Source organism: Paenibacillus sp. J31TS4, assembly GCF_018403265.1.
GTDB lineage: Bacteria > Bacillota > Bacilli > Paenibacillales > NBRC-103111 > J31TS4.
Genome location: NZ_BOSI01000005.1, coordinates 101385 through 118480, shown reverse-complemented (window position 1 = coordinate 118480; position 17096 = coordinate 101385). Strand labels below are relative to the sequence as shown.

The window sequence follows — 17096 nt, the reverse complement described above, 5'->3', positions numbered from 1 at the left end:
ATTCTACCTTGCTGAGAGGAAAAATACTTAATGGACCATATAAGTGTTATTGAAAAACATACTATACACGATCAGATTAAAGGCACCTTACATGTAATGTCTGAACTGATTTTAAATGATGGTTTGGACCCAGAGCATAGAATACAGATTGATAGAATTAACCATGTTATATTCATTCTACAAACAGTTCTTGAGAAATCAGACCCATTAATGATAAGTACTGGGGTACTCGATACCCTTAATAGTAACTTAAATAATATAAATAATTATATGTCGCATTACCAATCTAACCCCAATTCATCATACCTTAATAACGCGTTAACACATGTAGATCAGGTATGTGTAAGTATCAATAATTTATACGTTCCTGTAGATGTTGGTGATATTGAAACAATTCGGGAATCAGCGGTTTCTTTCCGACATTCTCTAGGACAACACCTTAGACATTCTGTTAGAGAAGCGGAAGAAAACAACACATTGATTCAAAAACTTCGAGAAGAGATATCCACTCTCAAGAGGGAGATTGACTTGGAAAAATCACGTGCAGATAACGTGATAAGTGATTTTCAGAGACAATTTAGTGAAGCAGAAGCAACTCGCCAAAGAGAATACAGTGCTAGTTTAGAGGAGCGTTATAATAAGTTTTCTGAAGAAATTAATAAAATCAAAGGAGATTCCACTGAATTTCACTCGTTTATTGAAGAGGAACATCAGAACCAACTAAGGGATGCATCACTTGTCTTTGAAGATATAAGAAGACTTCAAACGAAAGCCAAAGGAATATTGGGTACAATGTCAGTTGATGGACATGCAGCCGGTTATAAAAAAGAAGCCGACGACGCAAAAATATCTAAGCAAAGATGGCAAAAAGTTACGGTTGGATTATTTTTAGGGCTTATTGCTAGCGCGATTTTTAACACATTACATAGTGGAGAATTTTCATGGGCAATAATCGCCTCAAAATGGTCAGTTACATTGGCTATCGGTGCTGCTGTTACATATTGTGCAACACAAGCCACGAAGTTAGATCGAGTGGAACGCGAAAATAGAAATATGGAATTGCAGATGGCAACTATAGATCCTTATCTCGAAATATTTAACGAAGAAGAGCGCAAAGAAGTAAAGAAGCTACTGGTAGATCGAATATTCACCGGTGTTAAAGTAGTTAAAGAAGATGAGAAAATAACACCAGCGATACCTACTTCAGATCTTCTGAAATTAGTTGAGACAGTGGTTCGTGCAATTAAAAAGTAAGAATGCTTCTAGAAGGGCTTTTATTGTTGAATAGCAGACCGACCCTTTGACCACATGTTTGACCACATTTATGACCACGTTCTCAAAATTAATGACTCGGACATATCGGAGCGGTTGTCCTTAACCCCTTGATATTGCTGGATTTCCCGGATTGACGCGGAATAGGAAAACCGTCCAAATAGTTCGAGTCGAATTACAACATGGCGAGCCTATCCGTACGGAGAGGGGCAAGGATCTAGCAAGGCAGTAAGAGGGAGAGTCGCTTGATGAGCGGCTCTTCTTTTATTAGGGGGCGGACGTCACATAGGAATTAACGGCAGGATAACCTAGCCATTGTCTTGAATACAAACAGATAGCATGGTTGGATTGAGCGAGGGGAAAGTATGGAACCTAAACAGCTGCCGGACCTCGTCGTCGGCGTCCAAAAGGGCGACTTGCCGGCTTTTCACGAACTGGTAACCATCTATCGGGAACAGGCCATCCGTTGGGCGCTTCGGGTTGTTCGGGATCCCCATTTGGCAGAAGACGTCGTTCAAGAAGCATTTATCCAGATGAAAGGGAAAATCGGCACCCTGCGCGAGCCGGGCAACTTCCACTCCTGGTTCCGGCAGGTCGTACGGCGGACTGCAATCAATCAGATCCGGGGAGCCTCAAGCGGGACAACGCCCGCTGGACATGCCGTAGAACTGCTTGGGCAAACGGAGGACCTTTCGGAGTGGTATGATCCGCTCCACTCGCTGCTCAGCCGCGAGCGGCAGACCGACTTGTTGACCGGTTCGCTCGGCGGCCTGCCGGAGCAATCCCGTTCCTTGCTGACCTCCTATGCCCTGGAGGAGGCTACGCCGGATGAGTTGGCGGTCCGTTTCGGGATGAAGAAGAGCAACGTCTACAATGTGCTCTCCCGGTCGCGGACGAAAGCGAACGAGGAGCGGTTCCGGAAGGAAGTTGACCGTCATCTTGCGGAGCGGAGGCAGAGCGGCTTGCCTCGGAGCGGAGAGCTTCCGGTCCCTGAGTATGAGCGGCCGTACGCCCTCATATCCATCCTTATAGCGGAAGTGCTTCGAACGGCCGGCGAGCCGGACTGGTCACTTACCGAACTGATGGGGATTTCGGGCGACGCCTTCCGGTTGAATGTTACGGCCCGCTGCGAATGGCAGGGCATAGCGACGTTTGATTGGAGCTACTCGGCGTATCAGGCGTTGGAGCGGCTGGGACTTAGCGGCACATGTCTCGGCCGGCCAGGACCTTCTCCCTTGTCGCCCGAACGGCAGATCTCTTTGCTTTCCGTTATCCAGGAAACGATAGACCGCGGCCTGCCGGCTATCGTATGGAATTTGGCGATCAACGAATTTGGCTTGCTCTATGCCTACAACGATGATGACCGAACGATCCGTTACGCGGGATACAACCGGAGGACAAGCCTATTCTCGTATGAGCAGCTGGGACGGGCGCATTCGGAGTCTGCCTTGTTTCTCCTTGCCATCGGACGGCGTACCGGCAGGCCGGTCTCGGGTGATGCGATCTTGCCTTCCGTTATGCGGCATATTCGGGGCCAAGAACCGCCGGTACCCGGATTTGCGTTCGGCCTTCCCGGCTATCGGCTGTGGATGGAGGCCGCCCAGGACGAGAGGCTGGATCTTCAGGGACATGCTTATCAGGTTGCGATTTTATGCGAAGCTCGGCAGCAGGGACATCTGTTTTTGCAAGGATTGTCCGAAAAGGCGAAGAGCACGGATCGCCGGATTGGACTGGCACGAGCATCGGCCTGCTTTTTGCGGGCAAGCGAGGCGTTTGCCGGCATGTACCCTTCCTTTCCGTTTGGTTACGGGGGAAGCCATGCGAACCGTCTGTCGCACATTCGCGAAGGCCTGCTGGCTGCATGGGAAGCGGAGAAAGAAGCGCTAGCCCATCTGGAAACGTACAAAGCTTGATAGAAATTGTGGGCTCGCTGTGTCTATAAGAGGAATCCAATTATTCAGGAGGTTGTTGTCCTATGTCATCACCCATTTCGCGTTACATGCCGGCCGTCTTTTTCCCGGTCAGCAATCTTAAACGGTCCATTGAGTGGTATGCCGATTTGTTGGAGATGCCCATTCAGCCGAAACAGGAGGGCGGTGCGATCTATTACTTCGATTTCGATGGAACGGATCTCATTCTGGACAGCAATGCCTGGGGATTTCCGCCCACCATCATGTTCGATACGCAGCAGATTGATGAGGCTCGTTCGTTTGCAGAGACGCTTCCGCATGGCTTTATGAGCGAGGTTCAGCGGTTTCCCGACGTCTCCTTCTTTAATATCAATTCCAATATGGTATGCCAAGCCAGCCGTACGCCTCAGCAAGACAACAAGTCCAAGCCGGCGCATCGTCTCCTGAACCGGGTTAGCCACGTCATCGCGCATGCGGAGGATCTGCAGGAAACTGTGCAATGGTATGAGACTTTTTTGCAGAGCAAGACGGAAATCGATCCGCAGCATGCAGAGCTGCCGTATATTCGAATGGATAGAGGGGCGCAGCTCCTCATAGATGACAACCGGCTGTGCCAGAGCCAGCGCGTTTCTTATGACCGCTTGCAGCTTGAGCTTCGAGTCAATCCCATCCTGATCCTTGAAACCGGAGACATTGTGGCAGCGATGGAATACGTACGTTCCAAGGGAATAAAGGTGGATGATCTCGAGATGCGGGCGGGGACACTTTATTTTACTTTCTACGATCCGGATGGCAACGGGCTGATGGTGTGCGAGAAACCCGCCATGTGAGGTTCTCCTGTAAGTCTGACCGACACAGAAAAAGAACGACTCCGAGGGAGTCGTTCTTTTCGGTGATGGAACAGACGGCTTAGCGGTTGAAACCAGCTTGTCCAGCCAGTTGCTGCTCAGCGATTTGTACCAGACGGCGAGTGATGTGACCACCGATCGCGCCAGTATCGCGAGTAGCCATGTAGCCGTAGTAACCGTCTTGCGGGATTTGAATCCCCAGCTCTTGAGCAACTTCATATTTCAGTTGGTCGAGAGCTTGATTAGCTTGAGGTACTACGAGCACGTTTCTGCTGCGGCTTTGTCCTTGACCCATGTTTATCACCTCCAGTGATAGGTAGTATGGGCCAAAACGAGAATAATACACGCGATTCTTTTGGAAATTGAAACCAGTCGTTCGGGCTGCCTCTCCCCGGCCGGACGGCACTCTGGTAAACTCAAATCAGGCAGGAGGAGAAGGAGAAGCATTCCTTGCGGACAAGAGGTGGTTGGAAGGCTGCCGGCCGACCAAGAACAGGATGAAGGAGGACAATACATGGCAAGCGACAACAAAACAAGATTCTCAAGCCGGGTGGACCATTACGTGAAATACCGCCCGAGCTACCCCGAGGCGGCAATCGACTACCTGTATGGCGAAGTGGGCTTCCGGTCCGGAGAGACGGTTGCGGACGTCGGGGCGGGGACGGGGATTTTTACGAGCCTGCTGCTCGAACGGGGAAGCGTGGTTTACGCCGTGGAGCCGAACCAGGACATGCGAGAGGCTGCCGTAGCGGAGCTCGGCGCAAGCGACCGGTTCCGCCCGATCGACGGCTCGGCCGAGGAAACCGGTCTCCCCGATGGTTCGGTGAGCGGGGTCGTCTGCGCCCAGGCGTTCCACTGGTTCGACCGCGAAGGAACGAAGCGGGAGTTCCAACGCATCTTGAAGCCGGAGGGGGTGGTCGCTCTCGTCTGGAACGAACGAGTGACGACAGGGACACCCTTTCTGGAGGAATACGAAGAGCTTCTCCACCGGTACGGCATCGACTATGCGAAAGTGAATCACCGGAATGTTACGCCTGACGTGCTGCGGGATTTTTTCCGGGATGGCGCAGTAACAGTCGGAGAATTCCCGAACCGCTATCAGCTTAGCTACGAGGGACTCGAAGGCCGGCTGCGGTCGTCCTCGTATTCCCCGCAAGCGGGGCATCCGAATCACGAGCCGATGCTGGAAGCGTTGCGGCAGCTGTTTGCGAGGCACGAGCGGGACGGGCGGGTTCCGTTCGATTACGAGACCCGGATCTATTGGGGGCGCGTGTAAGGTTGGTCTGCTACCCGGCCCGGTACTTTGTAAGACTGGGGTAAAAAGCCCTACGGGGATGTTAATAATAAAAAAGCCCCACGGAGCTTTTTGCTGAGTTAACTAGCAAAGAGGCTCCAAAGAGGCTTTTTTGGTTGATTCGATTAGCTTAGACCGATCGTGGCAGAACGGACACCGAACGAACGGAGGAAGCCGTTCTCCGACCCCCTGAGGCAGGCTCAAGAGAGCTAGGAGCGGCGAATGTCCAGCTCCAGATCGAACGAGAGCGACTGGCCGGGCGCAATGGTGCGGAAGCCGGTGACCTCGGACGGAAGCTCGACGTTCGGTGCGTTGGTAACCCAAGTATATGGCTCCAGGCAGATGAACTCGCTAGCCGTACCCATCGTGTAAATGACCCACTGCTTGTACAGGTCCGAGCCCTTGTAGACGATCTCATACCCGTCCTTGGCGAGAACAGCGAGTGCCGGATTGGCGCCGTTCTGGAAGACGTTGTCGAGGTTGACGCCCTCAAGCGGGAGGCCTTCCTTCAGCCCGGCCAGGTCGCCCAGCGGAAGCAGCCGGCCGGTCGGCATCAGATCTTCGCCGAGCTCCCAGATATCGTCCACCGGGAGCTTCAGCGTCCACTTCCCGGGCTCGCCGTCCAGCCGGAACCACGTGTGCACGCCATACCCGAACGGGGCGGGTGCTTTGCTTTCGTTCGTTACGGTTACCTTCTGCAGCAGCCGGGAGCCTTGAAGCACGTACGTCATCTCAATGATCATCTCGTGCGGCAGCTGCTTGAATACATCCGGGTGGTCCGTCGTCTTGAAGACCGACGTTATGTACTGGGTGCCCTCGGTCTCGCCATGGTCGATCACGGTCCAGGGGCGGCCGACAACGAGGCCGTGGATATGGTTACCGGTGTTGTTCTTTTCGTTGCGGTCAAACTGGTACTCCCGCTCGCCGACCATGAAGTAGCCGCTGCGAATCCGGTTCGGCGGGATGAGGACCGGCGTGCCGTAGTGGACGGGGCTTTTGCGCAGCACGTCGGGGCTGTCCGGGACGCGCAGCACTTCCCGCTCCGCCTCCTTGTCCCATATGCGGTAGACGTTGTTGCCGATCGAAGGGCATAGCGTGACGGCAAGCGATTCGTTCTCCAGCGTATAGACGGGAACGTCCTGCCAGGTATCCTGCTTGATCATCTTGTTCATCCGCTCCTTTGCTCGCTACAGAATCTCTCCGTGGAGGAGAGCGTATCCATCATTCGCCTCTATTGTAGCAGAGCCGGGAGAAACCGCCAATGGCGGGGGATTTTGGTGCCTGAGCCGTACACGTGCAAGTTTTCCATTGCAATTGCGCCAAAGAGCGGTATAATGAATGACAAACTTTCCAACCTTGGATTCCGACCACGGTCCGAATCCCGTCACACGCGATGACAGGAGCAAGTAAGCACAGGAATGCCTCTCCCAGAGAGCCGGCGGCCGCTGAGAGCCGGCGGGGCGTCCTGCAGCCGAATGGGTCCTGTAGCGGAACGCCGAACCGGCTTCCCCCTTCCGTACCGGAAGGAGGCGCCCCAGTAGGCCGAACGGAGCTCCCCGTTACCGGAGACGAAGGCTTGTTTGTGCCTGGACCTATGCGTCCCGGCCGAACGGCGAATCAGGGTGGCACCACGGTCTCTCGTCCCTAGCGGCGGGAGGCTTTTTTGCGTTGGTGGAGGATGACGGGTCTGGCGAGGGGGAAACACTATGTCTGGAGGGGTTATCATGAAACGGGTATTATCGGGCATTCAGCCGAGCGGGACGCTCACGCTGGGTAACTACATCGGGGCGATCAAAAACTTCGTCGAGCTGCAGGAGACGCATCAATGCTTCTTCATGGTCGTCGACCTGCACGCCATCACGGTACCGCAGGAGCCGGCCGCGCTGCGTGAAAATTCCGAGGCAGTCGCCGCTCTCTATCTGGCGGCGGGCATCGATCCGGCGAAGGCGAGTATCTTCCTGCAGTCGCACGTGCCAGCGCACGCAGAGCTCGGCTGGCTGATGACGACGCTCGCGTACATGGGCGAGCTGGAACGGATGACGCAGTTCAAGGACAAAGCGGAGGGCAAGGATTCGGTAGGTGCGGGTCTGTTCGTCTATCCGACGCTGATGGCCGCGGATATTCTACTGTACAACGCCGATCTCGTGCCGGTCGGAGATGACCAGAAGCAGCATCTGGAGCTGACGCGCGATCTGGCACACCGGTTCAACCAGCGGTACGGCGAGATGTTCCGGGTGCCGGAGGTTTACCTGCCGGAGGTGGGCGCGCGGATCATGTCGCTTGACGATGCGTCCAAGAAGATGAGCAAGAGCAGCCCGACGCCGGGCAGCTATATCGCGCTGCTCGACGAGCCGGACGTCATCCGCAAGAAAATCAGCCGCGCGGTCACCGACTCAGGCCGGGAAGTCAAATACGACGAGGCGAACAAGCGCGAGGTCAGCAACCTGATGAGCATCTATTCCCAATGCTCGGGCCTCAGCCTCCAGGAAATCGAGGCGAAGTACGAGGGCCAGGGCTACGGACCGTTCAAGAAGGATCTGGCGGAGCAGGTGGTGGCCACACTCGAGCCGCTGCAAGCCCGCTACCGTGAGATTCGGGCGTCCGGCGAAGTGGCCGACGTGCTGCGCAAAGGCGCCTCGGAAGCCGAGGAGGTCGCGTCGGGTATCGTCCGTCAGGCGAAGGAAAAGATGGGCTTCCTGCTGCCGAAGCTGGGCCGCTAGAGGGAATCAGGCCGTTCGGTCTGCGCCGCAACAGTGACTACGGTGTCAAGTCCGGGCCGCACGCTCTAGATCCGCTGCACGCCGAAAAAAGAAAAAGGATCCCTGCGCCCGCAGGGATCCTTTCTTGCATGCCGACCTCCGCCACGTCAAAGAGACGGGAAAGGAAGTCTATATCTTTTGCAGCCGCCTGCTCACATGCCGTTCTTGCGCCGAAGCCGGGCCTTCACGATGAAGCCGGCTCCAATGAAGAACAGCGACACGATGGTGAACAACAGCGCAAGCCACGGCTGATGAAAGCTGATCGAGGCGCTGATGGCCAGCAGGAGCAGCACGCCGACGACGGCGAACAGCAGAGCCAAGCTTTTGGGCATGGAAGACACACTCCTTGCATCGTTGGTGCGAAGTATCCGCTCGGTGCTGGACCGGCGGAGAAGTCTACTTATGCCAGCATACCGAAAACGGGCGGACTTGGCAAAAGAAAATCGCTCCAATCCGAGCTGGTGCCCGGCATGGACGGAAGCGGAACGAATCGGCCGGGAACCGTAAAAGCGGCCCGTCTTCCGCGACGGACCGCTCAAGGCGATGCTAATAGTCGACCCGCAGCTTCTTCTCGATAGCGGATTCGCTCTTCCAGCCGACGTAGGAATCGATGGGAGCGAAGTTCAGGTTCATCCGCAAGACGGCGACGAACGGGTACTGCTTCCGGTGCCGGTAGCGGACATCCGCCCAGCGTACCTCGTAGCCCCAGTCGAACTCCCGCACCTCGGCGCATGCGAAGGAGGAAAAGTAGAGGAACGAGGCGATGCTTGTATGGCTCCGCGAGGCGTCGACGGCCGGATGGGAGGAGCAGGAGACCTCATCCAGCCACCGCAGCTGCCGGTTCTTCAGTTCACCCAGCCGGTAAGACCCGTCCTGCTTGCGCTTGACGACGTTCCATTGGGTGAGCTGGACGGTCGGGATCAGATAATACCGGTCTCCCTCAGCATGCTCGGCGTCCTGGCCGGCGAGCCCCTGCTCCAGACGGTGATGCGTCACCGTTCTCCATATATAATAGAAGGCAATGAGCGTATAGAGGATCGGGAAGATGATCTGCGGGCTGCCCAGCCGGACGACCCATAGGAAGATTGCGATCAGATGCGTCACAAATATAAACGGGTCGAAAATATGGATAATGTTCCACGAGACCCACTTCTCCGACAAAGGACGGAGCGCTTGCGTTCCATACGTATTAAACAGATCGGTGAAGACGTGGAAGCAGACCGCTCCAAACACCCATAGGCCGGCGTGCAGCAGAGCTGTGCCTGACAGGAAAAGCGAGAGCAGGCCGGTGATCAGGAGCGTCCAGATGACAAGAGCGGGGAGCGAATGGGACAGTCCCCGGTGATTTTTGATATAGACGGCGTTGCCGCGCAGTCTGAGCAAAGTGTCGGTATCCGGGGCTTGCGAGCCGAGCACGGTGCCGACCATGACGGCGGTCGCCACGCCGGTATCCGCGGCTACGACCGGATCCACATGTGCGAGACCGGCGAGGCCAAGCCCGATGACGAGATGTGTGCCAGTATCCAACAGACGGTCCCCCCTGTTAAGTTGCGAATGTACGTATTGTATACTTAAGACAATTTTTTATTATTGTATCACTCTCCGGCTGAAATTACCGAAATAGGGGTTGAAGAGATGAAGACGGTGCTTGTGGAATACCAGATTGAAGAGAATGCGAAGGAGGAGTATATGCGCTGGATCCGGGAGCGCGCGGAGGCGGACGGGTTCGCCGTATTCGAGGGAGACGGCCAGCCGGGCCTCTTCCTGGAAAGCTGGACGATGGCGGCGGAGAAGTGCCTCCCGTTTCGCGAGGAGCGCACCGGGACGGCGCCATCCCCATGGCGAAAGCTCGATGCCTACCTGGCCAAGGACCGCCCGCGGGTCCATGTGTGGATCTTTTCGCCGATAAAGTAAGATAGTCCATATTTTTCGGTCATATTTGACATGGCTTCCCCTTCTCCCAAGGTGTACCCTAACCATTAGAGAAAGATTGGGGGGGAAGGGACGGTTTGGAACGGAAATCAATATTTCGCGAATATATTGCAGCTAATCGTTGGTATTACCTGTTCGGGTTCGTACTCGTTGCCGTATCCAGTGTCCTGCAGCTCTTCATTCCTATGCTGCTCGGCTGGTTTACCGACAAATTGGAGTCGTTCACTCTGACAGGCGGGCAAGCGATCCGGTATGGCCTGTGGATGATAGCCGCGGGAATCGGTATCGCTTTTTTTCGTTCGGTGGGCCGCATCTACCTGTTCCGGATGGGACGGCAGCTCGAGATGAAGGTACGGGGAGAGCTGTTCGCCCATTGGGAGCGGCTGTCGGCCCATTATTTTAACAACACGCGGGTCGGCGATCTAATGTCGCACGCCATCAGCGATGTCGGCGTCATCCGTGAGGTGACGATGGGTGGCCTGTTCAACACGATGGAGGCGCTCGTCCTGATTACGATTACCGTGGTGGCGATGGTATCCTCGGTGAACGCGTGGCTCACGCTGCTTACGATGATCCCGCTGCCGCTGCTTAGTTTCCTGGCCTACAAGTTCAACAAGCGGATCCTCAAGCAGTCGGCGGACGTGCAGGATGCCGTCGGCCAGCTGACGAGCCGGGTGCAGGAATTCACGTCGGGCATCCGCGTCGTCAAGGCGTTCGTGCAGGAGAAGCAAGAGCAGAAGCGCTTCACCGGTGACAACCAGCATGCGGTCGAGATGAACCGCCGGTTCGTCCGCTCGAACTCCCTGTTCAATTCGCTCAGCGCCGGCGTGGTGGGGCTGAGCTTCCTGATCGCCGTCGTGCTGGGAGGACTGCTCGTCATGCGCGGCACGATCACGCTGGGCGAATTCGTAGCCTTCAACAGCTACCTGGCGCTTCTCATGGGCCCGATCGAGAACTTGGGCAAGGTCGTCAATCAGCTTCAGCGCGGTATCGCGTCGGAGCGCCGGCTGCTGGCTATCCTGAACACGAAGCCGGAGGTTGCCGACGATAACGAGGCGGATCTCTCGATCACAGAGCTCGAAGGAAGCATCGAGATCCGAAATTTATCGTTCCGCTATCCGGGAGCGAAGGAGCCGTCGCTGAGAGACATCAGCCTGAGCGTACCCAAAGGGACCAGTCTGGCCATCGTAGGCCGGGTCGGCAGCGGCAAGAGTACGCTGGTCAATCTGCTGGTGCGGCTACACAACCCGCCCCGGGACACGATCTTCCTGGGCGGAAGGGAGATTCACCGCATCCCGCTCAAGGTGCTGAGAGGGCAGGTAGGCATCGTGCCGCAGGACCAATTCCTCTTTTCCTCGACGATCAAGGAGAACATCGGCTTCGATCCGTATCCGTATTCCGACCTGGAGATCGAGGACGCGGCCAAGGTCGCGCAGGTGTACGACAACATCGTCGAATTCCCGAACCGGTTCGAGACTGCGCTCGGCGAGAGGGGCATCTCCCTCTCGGGCGGCCAGCGGCAGCGCGTCAGCATCGCCCGTGCGATCATCAAGAGGCCGGCGATCCTCATCTTTGACGATAGCCTGTCGGCAGTCGATACGATTACCGAGGACCGGATTTTGGAAGGCCTCCAGGAGGTCATGGAAGGACGGACGACGATCATCATCGGCCACCGGATCTCCTCCGTGCAGGCGGCAGATCAAATTGTCGTGCTGGAGGAAGGCCGCATCGTCGAGCGGGGCAACCACGAACAGCTGCTTGCCCGCGGAGGACAGTACGCCGATCTGTATCACAAGCAGCTGCTGGACCGTGAAGCGGAGGAGGCGGCGGAAGACTGGGACGATGAAGAAGGCTGGACCGCCAAGAGCGGTCCGTCCGGACAGGCGGCCGGCGCAGCGATCGAACGATGGGGAGGGACCGGACGATGAACATCCACCAGGAACGCATGCGCGTCCCGATCAAGGATTCCCAGCTGCTGTCCCGGCTGCTGGCCTATGCCAAGCCTTACTGGAAGATGGTGCTGCTCGGGATCGTGCTCGCTTTTCTGATCGTGCTGACCGATCTGGCGCGCCCCTACCTGCTTAAAGTCGCCATCGACGACCATATCGGCGCCTTGCATAAGCCGATGCTTGCGGTCGATGCAGGCCGGGAGGACCTGCTTGCCGGCCGCGGCTCCATCCTCGAAGTGGACGGCAAGGCTTATGTCCGCCTGCCGGCTGACGCGGCGCCGCCTCCTGAGAAGGAGGGCGTGGCGCAGAGGCAGATCGTCGAGATCGGAGACGACGCGTATCTGATCGAAGGCTGGCTCAAGGGGAAGGAGACGCCGGCTGTCACCGAGAATCCCGCCGGCGGCGTAACACTGGCCTCGGGCGGGCAGTCCTACGCCGGCACGTTGCTCAGCCCCGAACAGACGGAAGCGTTCCGCAAGGAGGACCGCGGCAGCTTCGTCACGATCGGCCTTGCGTTCCTCGCCGTCGTTGCGGCCGGCTCGCTTCTGACCTACGTGCAGGGCAACCTGCTGCAATATACGGGACAGTCGATCATCTTCAATATCCGGCAGCAGCTGTTCAACCATCTGACGAAGCTGTCGATGTCGTATTACGACCGTAATCCGGCCGGCCGGATCGTTGTGCGGGTAACGCAGGACACCGAGGCGCTCAACCAGCTCTATTCGCAGGTCGTCGTCAATCTCGTGAAGGACGTGATCGTGCTAATCGGCATTCTCGTTATCATGCTGCAGATGAGCGTGAAGCTGTCGCTGCTCGCCTTCGCGGTGCTGCCGGTGCTGGCGTTCATGACCTTCTGGTACCGCTCGATCATACGGGAGGGCCAGCGCAAGGCGCGGCTAATCCTCTCGCGGCTGAATTCATTCCTCGCCGAGAACCTGTCCGGCATCCGCATCACCCAGCTGTTTATCCGGGAGCAGCGGCAGGTGGAGCAGTTCGACGAGCTGAACCATTCCTACTACCGGGCCGGCATGTTCACATCGACGGTCAATTCGATCTTCCAACCGGCAATCGGCTTTCTGGGGAACCTGGCGATCGCCCTCTTGATCTGGTACGGAGGCATTCACGTCATCGACGGCACGATCACCTTCGGGATCGTGTTCGCGTTCACTCAATATATTCGGCAGTTCTTCCAGCCGCTCCTGAGTCTCGCCGAAAAATACAACCAGATTCAGACGGCGATGGTCGGGGCCGAGCGGATCTTCGAGATGCTGGACGAGAAGCCGGGAATCGTCGATTCCCCGATGGCTCGTCCGCTGCAGGGGGAGACGAGGGGCGAGATCGAGTTCGACCACGTCTGGTTCGCTTATAATGAAGGAGAATGGGTGCTGAAGGATGTCAGCTTCAAGATCGAGCCGGGCCAAACGATCGCCTTCGTCGGGGCGACAGGGGCGGGCAAGAGCTCGATCATTCAGCTCATCAACCGGTTCTACGACATCCAGCAGGGTAGCATCCGGCTCGACGGCGTCGACATCCGCGAAATCCCGCTCGACGATTTGCGCAGGCGAATCAGCGTCGTGCAGCAGGACGTCTTCTTGTTCACGGGCGATATCGCCTCGAATATCCGGCTGAACAATGAGGACATTTCGGACCGGGAGCTTCAGGAAGCGGCGCGCATGGTTCATCTTGACGAATTCATCCGCAGCCAGCCGGACGGCTTCGCCACCCGGCTCGGGGAGAGGGGCATTACGCTGTCTCTCGGGCAGCGGCAGCTGCTCTCGTTCGCCCGGGCGATCGCGTTCAAGCCGCAGATCCTCATACTCGACGAAGCGACCTCGAACATCGACACGGAGACGGAGCTCGTCGTGCAGGATGCGCTTCAATCGATTTCCAAGGGCCGGACGACGGTCATCGTCGCGCATCGGCTGTCGACCATTCAGCATGCCGACCAGATTATCGTCATGCACAAGGGCAAGGTGCGGGAGATGGGCAACCATTACCAGCTGCTGGCCCGCAAAGGCTATTACCACCGGCTGTTTGAGCTGCAGTACAAGGAGCAGGCCCGCGCACAGTCGACCGCTCCTCACGCACAGTCGACCGCCCGCTGACGGAGGATTCTCCTCGCCATACCCGGATCGCCCGGGCGGTGCAGCTCGTCCCGCAAGCGAAGAGGCGTCCTGCTCTGTCAGTGAGTTGACTGGCGGGAGAACAACGGTAGGCCGGAAGAGCGCGCAGGCGGCTCTTCCGGCCTTCTTTGCTGCAGGGCTGCGCCCCGCCATCCATTCAACGGCCGGGCGTTCCGACAGCACCGCCGAACGGCAGGGTATAGGTGAGCGGCTCCTCGAAGGTAATGTAATCGAGGTTGATCATCAGCAGCAGATAGCGGAGACCTGTTGACGGGTCGATCAGGATTATATGGTCGCGCCCAGCTGCCTCGATCCGCCCTTTGAAGATTTTGGCGTTCCACTGGGAGTTGTTCTCGAAGGTCATGTAGACGGTGGCGACCTTGCCGAGATTCATCCGAAGAATATTCTCGACGTATGACTCCTCCACGGGAGGCAGCGGAATACCGCCCGGGGTAATGGCGGTGCCGGACGGAACCTGAGGCGGCATCATGCCTGCCGACGTTCCGCCCATGGACGGCATCATGCCTGCCGGCGTTCCGCCCATGGACGGCATCGTCCCCATCGGAAAGCCCTGCGTTCCGGCTGTCCCCGGGTAGACGGGAACCGCCGGTCTTGCCTGGTAGTAAGTGTTGTACATAGAAAAACCCTCCTTAATATGTGGTATGCGCTTCAAAAGACGCGCGGACAATTCGCGCTGGTCGGGGAGAAAAAGCAGTGGTTCTTGTATCGGCCCGAATTCGGCTGGTTGTACCATTCAGCGGGGCAGGCGCCGGTCGGCCGGAAAAACCAGAGAGAGTTGGTAGCCGGATGCTGGCGCTCTCCGCCAATGGTCCGCTTGGCAAGGCGGATGTCCTTCTCGCGGGCCCTCTGATAGAAGTAGCCCTTTATGGTCGCCTCAAATCCGCCCGGCCGCTGAAAGACCATCTGCTGCAGATTGCGGATGCCCTTGAAATCCAGGCAGTTGGCCAGCACACGATTGACGCCTACATTGCCGACCATCAGCATGCCGAGCTGGCCCTCGCCCTCGGCCTCGGCTCTCATCAGCCGCGCCAGAAGCTTCGTATGCTCGGAGTTCGTCTTTATGACCGCCAAGTTCTCACTTCCTTCGTTTCGCGTATGGGCAATCGTCTCATATGCAGTCTATTGCGGAGCTTCCGGTTTGGTGCATCCGCCCGCCCGTTTTTTTGCATGCAGCGACAATTCGGCCGGCGAAAACGACAACTTTTTGACAACCAGGAGAGTTTGTTGTCAAACAGGGGGCGGGTTGCTATGATTAGGTTAGTTTGTAAAGGAGGGAACATGGCTTGGATAATCAGATGTCGTATGCCCGCTCCGTGGAATCCGCAGAAGCCGCGGCCGAGCAGACGAAGCCTCGTCCCGCGACCATAAAGGACTTTATTCATATAGCAAAACCAGGAATTCTATTTTCCAATTCGATAACGACCTTCGCCGGCTTCTGGCTGGCCTCTCAAGGAACGATCGATTGGATGCTGATGCTGTTCACGCTGCTCGGCACCGTGCTGGTCATGGCGTCCGGCTGCGTCCTCAACAATTATCTCGACCGTGACATGGACATCAAGATGTCGCGCACCCGCGAACGCGCCCTGCCGACCGGCGTGCTGTCGCCGTCTACGGTTCTTATCTACGGCATCCTGCTAGGTGTAGCGGGACTGGCTCTGCTCGGGCTTGGCGTCCACACGCTCGCCGCACTGCTCGGCTTGCTCGGCCTGTTCTTCTACGTCTGGGTTTACACCGCCTGGCTGAAGCGGACCTCCGTCTGGAGCACCGCGATCGGCGGCGTATCGGGAGCTATTCCTCCGGTGATCGGTTACTGTGCCGTTCACGGCTCGATTGACGTGAACGCCTGGATTCTGTTCGCCATTATGTACCTTTGGCAGCCGCCCCACTTCTGGGCGCTCGGCATTCGCCGCCTCGACGATTACCGCAACGCGGGCTATCCGCTGCTTCCGGTCGTGCAGGGCGTTCCGACGACCAAGATCAGCATGATGCGGTACGTCGTTCCGCTCGTGCCCGTCTCGATGCTGCTGTACTTTACGGGCAGCGTCGGTCCGGTCTATCTGTTCGTCTCAGCCGTCCTTGGCCTGTACTGGATCTATTTGACGATTCAGGGCTTCCGCGTAGAGACCGGATCCGAAGCGGAGGAGAGGTGGGCGAAGAAGAACTTTCTCTTCTCCGTCAACTATCTGACGATTCTGTTCCTCGTCATGGTGCTGACGACCATCACCAAGTAAGGAGAGCAGCCGGTGATCGGCCGGCTTTTCCATAGAACGGATCCCATGGCAACATGGGATCTTTTTGCAGAATGGATTCAGGGAAGCCTTCCGAGGAAGGCGGAGAGGGGAGCTCATCGAAGTGGACACATTTGTTTCGAAGCATTGGTTTAAGCTGGTGACCGTGGTGGTCCTGCTGGCAATTGTCGGGGGAATCGCGTACCAGACGCTCGGCAAGGAAAAGTCGCCTTACAAGGTCGAGAATTCTGATCCGGCGCCCGACTTTACACTGCAAGACGCCGACGGCAAGCAGGTTTCGTTCTCCGAATCGGACGGCAAGGTCCGCCTGGTATACTTCTATTTCTCTTATTGCCCGGACGTCTGCCCGCCGACTACTCATTTCTTGTCGACCGTCCAGGACGCGCTTAAGGAGAAAGGGGTCTTCGGAAGCAAGACGATGCTGTATTCGCTCACGTTCGACCCGGTACGTGACACGCGGGAGCGGATCGAGCAGTTCGCCGATCAATTCCATGCCGACCCGTCCGGGTGGAAGTTTCTGAGGGACGATTCCGAGCAGGCGATGAAGCAGCTGGCCGAGAAGTACGGCCTGCTGGTCGAGAAGGACAACAAGGGGAATTTCATCCATACGAATGCGATCTTCCTCGTGGACAAGGAGAACCGCATCCGCAACTATTACAGCGTCGATACGGACCTGACCACCCAGAAGGTCGTGAACGACATGCTCGTGCTGAGCAAAGAGTAATGGAGCGGGGAGCGG

At 56.9% G+C, this 17096-nt stretch carries 16 protein-coding genes; 10 read left to right on the top strand and 6 right to left on the bottom strand.

The features are described 5' to 3' along the window. The first annotated feature begins 30 nt into the window (after positions 1-30). From KJS47_RS19710 to KJS47_RS19700, 3 genes are all read left to right on the top strand, one after another. Positions 31-1254: a hypothetical protein gene (locus tag KJS47_RS19710; protein WP_213526932.1), complete on the top strand. Its 1224-nt coding sequence runs from the start codon at positions 31-33 to the stop codon at positions 1252-1254. A 383-nt stretch (positions 1255-1637) separates the two neighbouring features. Further along, positions 1638-3185 carry an RNA polymerase sigma factor gene (locus KJS47_RS19705; protein WP_213526930.1) on the top strand — a complete coding sequence of 516 codons (1548 nt, stop codon included), beginning with the start codon at positions 1638-1640 and terminating at the stop codon, positions 3183-3185. Positions 3186-3247: 62 nt separating this feature from the next. Beyond that, entirely contained in the window at positions 3248-4012 is a 765-nt protein-coding gene (locus tag KJS47_RS19700) for a VOC family protein (protein WP_213526928.1), read from the top strand. A gap of 79 nt (positions 4013-4091) precedes the next feature. Here KJS47_RS19700 and KJS47_RS19695 read toward each other — a convergent pair whose 3' ends face one another. Continuing rightward, the gene (locus KJS47_RS19695; protein WP_213526926.1) at positions 4092-4325 is read right to left on the bottom strand and encodes an alpha/beta-type small acid-soluble spore protein; all 234 of its coding nucleotides are present in this window, start codon (positions 4323-4325) and stop codon (positions 4092-4094) included. Positions 4326-4544: 219 nt separating this feature from the next. On the opposite strand from KJS47_RS19695, the gene KJS47_RS19690 reads away from it, so the two are divergent. After that, positions 4545-5306 (top strand): class I SAM-dependent methyltransferase, encoded by a 762-nt coding sequence (locus KJS47_RS19690; protein WP_213526924.1) that lies wholly within the window; start codon positions 4545-4547, stop codon positions 5304-5306. Positions 5307-5533: 227 nt separating this feature from the next. Here the strand turns inward: KJS47_RS19690 and KJS47_RS19685 are convergent, their stop codons facing one another. Further along, on the bottom strand, positions 5534-6487 hold the full coding sequence (locus KJS47_RS19685) for an aldose 1-epimerase (protein WP_213526922.1): 954 nt from the start codon (positions 6485-6487) through the stop codon (positions 5534-5536). 561 nt (positions 6488-7048) lie between these two features. On the opposite strand from KJS47_RS19685, the gene trpS reads away from it, so the two are divergent. After that, positions 7049-8044, top strand: coding sequence for a tryptophan--tRNA ligase (gene trpS / locus KJS47_RS19680; protein WP_213526920.1), 996 nt, complete (start codon positions 7049-7051; stop codon positions 8042-8044). A 191-nt stretch (positions 8045-8235) separates the two neighbouring features. Here trpS and KJS47_RS19675 read toward each other — a convergent pair whose 3' ends face one another. Both KJS47_RS19675 and KJS47_RS19670 read right to left on the bottom strand, forming a co-directional pair. Beyond that, entirely contained in the window at positions 8236-8415 is a 180-nt protein-coding gene (locus KJS47_RS19675; RefSeq protein WP_213526918.1) for a DUF5325 family protein, read from the bottom strand. 214 nt (positions 8416-8629) lie between these two features. Then, positions 8630-9610: a metal-dependent hydrolase gene (locus tag KJS47_RS19670; protein WP_213526916.1), complete on the bottom strand. Its 981-nt coding sequence runs from the start codon at positions 9608-9610 to the stop codon at positions 8630-8632. 108 nt (positions 9611-9718) lie between these two features. Here KJS47_RS19670 and KJS47_RS19665 point away from each other — a divergent pair, with 108 nt between their 5' ends. From KJS47_RS19665 to KJS47_RS19655, 3 genes are all read left to right on the top strand, one after another. After that, on the top strand, positions 9719-9997 hold the full coding sequence (locus tag KJS47_RS19665; protein ID WP_213526914.1) for a hypothetical protein: 279 nt from the start codon (positions 9719-9721) through the stop codon (positions 9995-9997). A gap of 95 nt (positions 9998-10092) precedes the next feature. Beyond that, entirely contained in the window at positions 10093-11943 is a 1851-nt protein-coding gene (locus KJS47_RS19660) for an ABC transporter ATP-binding protein (protein ID WP_213526912.1), read from the top strand. Next, positions 11940-14069 carry an ABC transporter ATP-binding protein gene (locus tag KJS47_RS19655; protein WP_213526910.1) on the top strand — a complete coding sequence of 710 codons (2130 nt, stop codon included), beginning with the start codon at positions 11940-11942 and terminating at the stop codon, positions 14067-14069. The genes KJS47_RS19660 and KJS47_RS19655 overlap by 4 nt, the downstream gene beginning before the upstream one ends. 175 nt (positions 14070-14244) lie before the next feature. Here the strand turns inward: KJS47_RS19655 and gerQ are convergent, their stop codons facing one another. Further along, on the bottom strand, positions 14245-14724 hold the full coding sequence (gerQ, locus tag KJS47_RS19650) for a spore coat protein GerQ (RefSeq protein WP_374707050.1): 480 nt from the start codon (positions 14722-14724) through the stop codon (positions 14245-14247). 32 nt (positions 14725-14756) lie between these two features. Next, the gene (locus KJS47_RS19645) at positions 14757-15179 is read right to left on the bottom strand and encodes a cell wall hydrolase (protein WP_249716562.1); all 423 of its coding nucleotides are present in this window, start codon (positions 15177-15179) and stop codon (positions 14757-14759) included. Between the two features lie 212 nt (positions 15180-15391). Here KJS47_RS19645 and cyoE point away from each other — a divergent pair, with 212 nt between their 5' ends. After that, positions 15392-16339, top strand: a complete 948-nt coding sequence (gene cyoE, locus KJS47_RS19640; RefSeq protein WP_213526908.1) for a heme o synthase — start codon at positions 15392-15394, stop codon at positions 16337-16339. A gap of 121 nt (positions 16340-16460) precedes the next feature. Next, positions 16461-17081 carry an SCO family protein gene (locus KJS47_RS19635; protein ID WP_213526906.1) on the top strand — a complete coding sequence of 207 codons (621 nt, stop codon included), beginning with the start codon at positions 16461-16463 and terminating at the stop codon, positions 17079-17081. Positions 17082-17096: the final 15 nt, after the last annotated feature.

Excerpts from the sequence above, each read along its gene's own strand:
- KJS47_RS19710 (WP_213526932.1), top strand. The coding sequence starts at position 31 with ATGGACCATATAAGTGTTATTGAAAAACATACTATACACGATCAGATT.
- KJS47_RS19705 (WP_213526930.1), top strand. The coding sequence starts at position 1,638 with ATGGAACCTAAACAGCTGCCGGACCTCGTCGTCGGCGTCCAAAAGGGC.
- KJS47_RS19700 (WP_213526928.1), top strand. The coding sequence starts at position 3,248 with ATGTCATCACCCATTTCGCGTTACATGCCGGCCGTCTTTTTCCCGGTC.
- KJS47_RS19695 (WP_213526926.1), bottom strand. The coding sequence starts at position 4,325 with ATGGGTCAAGGACAAAGCCGCAGCAGAAACGTGCTCGTAGTACCTCAA.
- KJS47_RS19690 (WP_213526924.1), top strand. The coding sequence starts at position 4,545 with ATGGCAAGCGACAACAAAACAAGATTCTCAAGCCGGGTGGACCATTAC.
- KJS47_RS19685 (WP_213526922.1), bottom strand. The coding sequence starts at position 6,487 with ATGATCAAGCAGGATACCTGGCAGGACGTTCCCGTCTATACGCTGGAG.
- trpS (WP_213526920.1), top strand. The coding sequence starts at position 7,049 with ATGAAACGGGTATTATCGGGCATTCAGCCGAGCGGGACGCTCACGCTG.
- KJS47_RS19675 (WP_213526918.1), bottom strand. The coding sequence starts at position 8,415 with ATGCCCAAAAGCTTGGCTCTGCTGTTCGCCGTCGTCGGCGTGCTGCTC.
- KJS47_RS19665 (WP_213526914.1), top strand. The coding sequence starts at position 9,719 with ATGAAGACGGTGCTTGTGGAATACCAGATTGAAGAGAATGCGAAGGAG.
- KJS47_RS19655 (WP_213526910.1), top strand. The coding sequence starts at position 11,940 with ATGAACATCCACCAGGAACGCATGCGCGTCCCGATCAAGGATTCCCAG.
- gerQ (WP_374707050.1), bottom strand. The coding sequence starts at position 14,724 with ATGTACAACACTTACTACCAGGCAAGACCGGCGGTTCCCGTCTACCCG.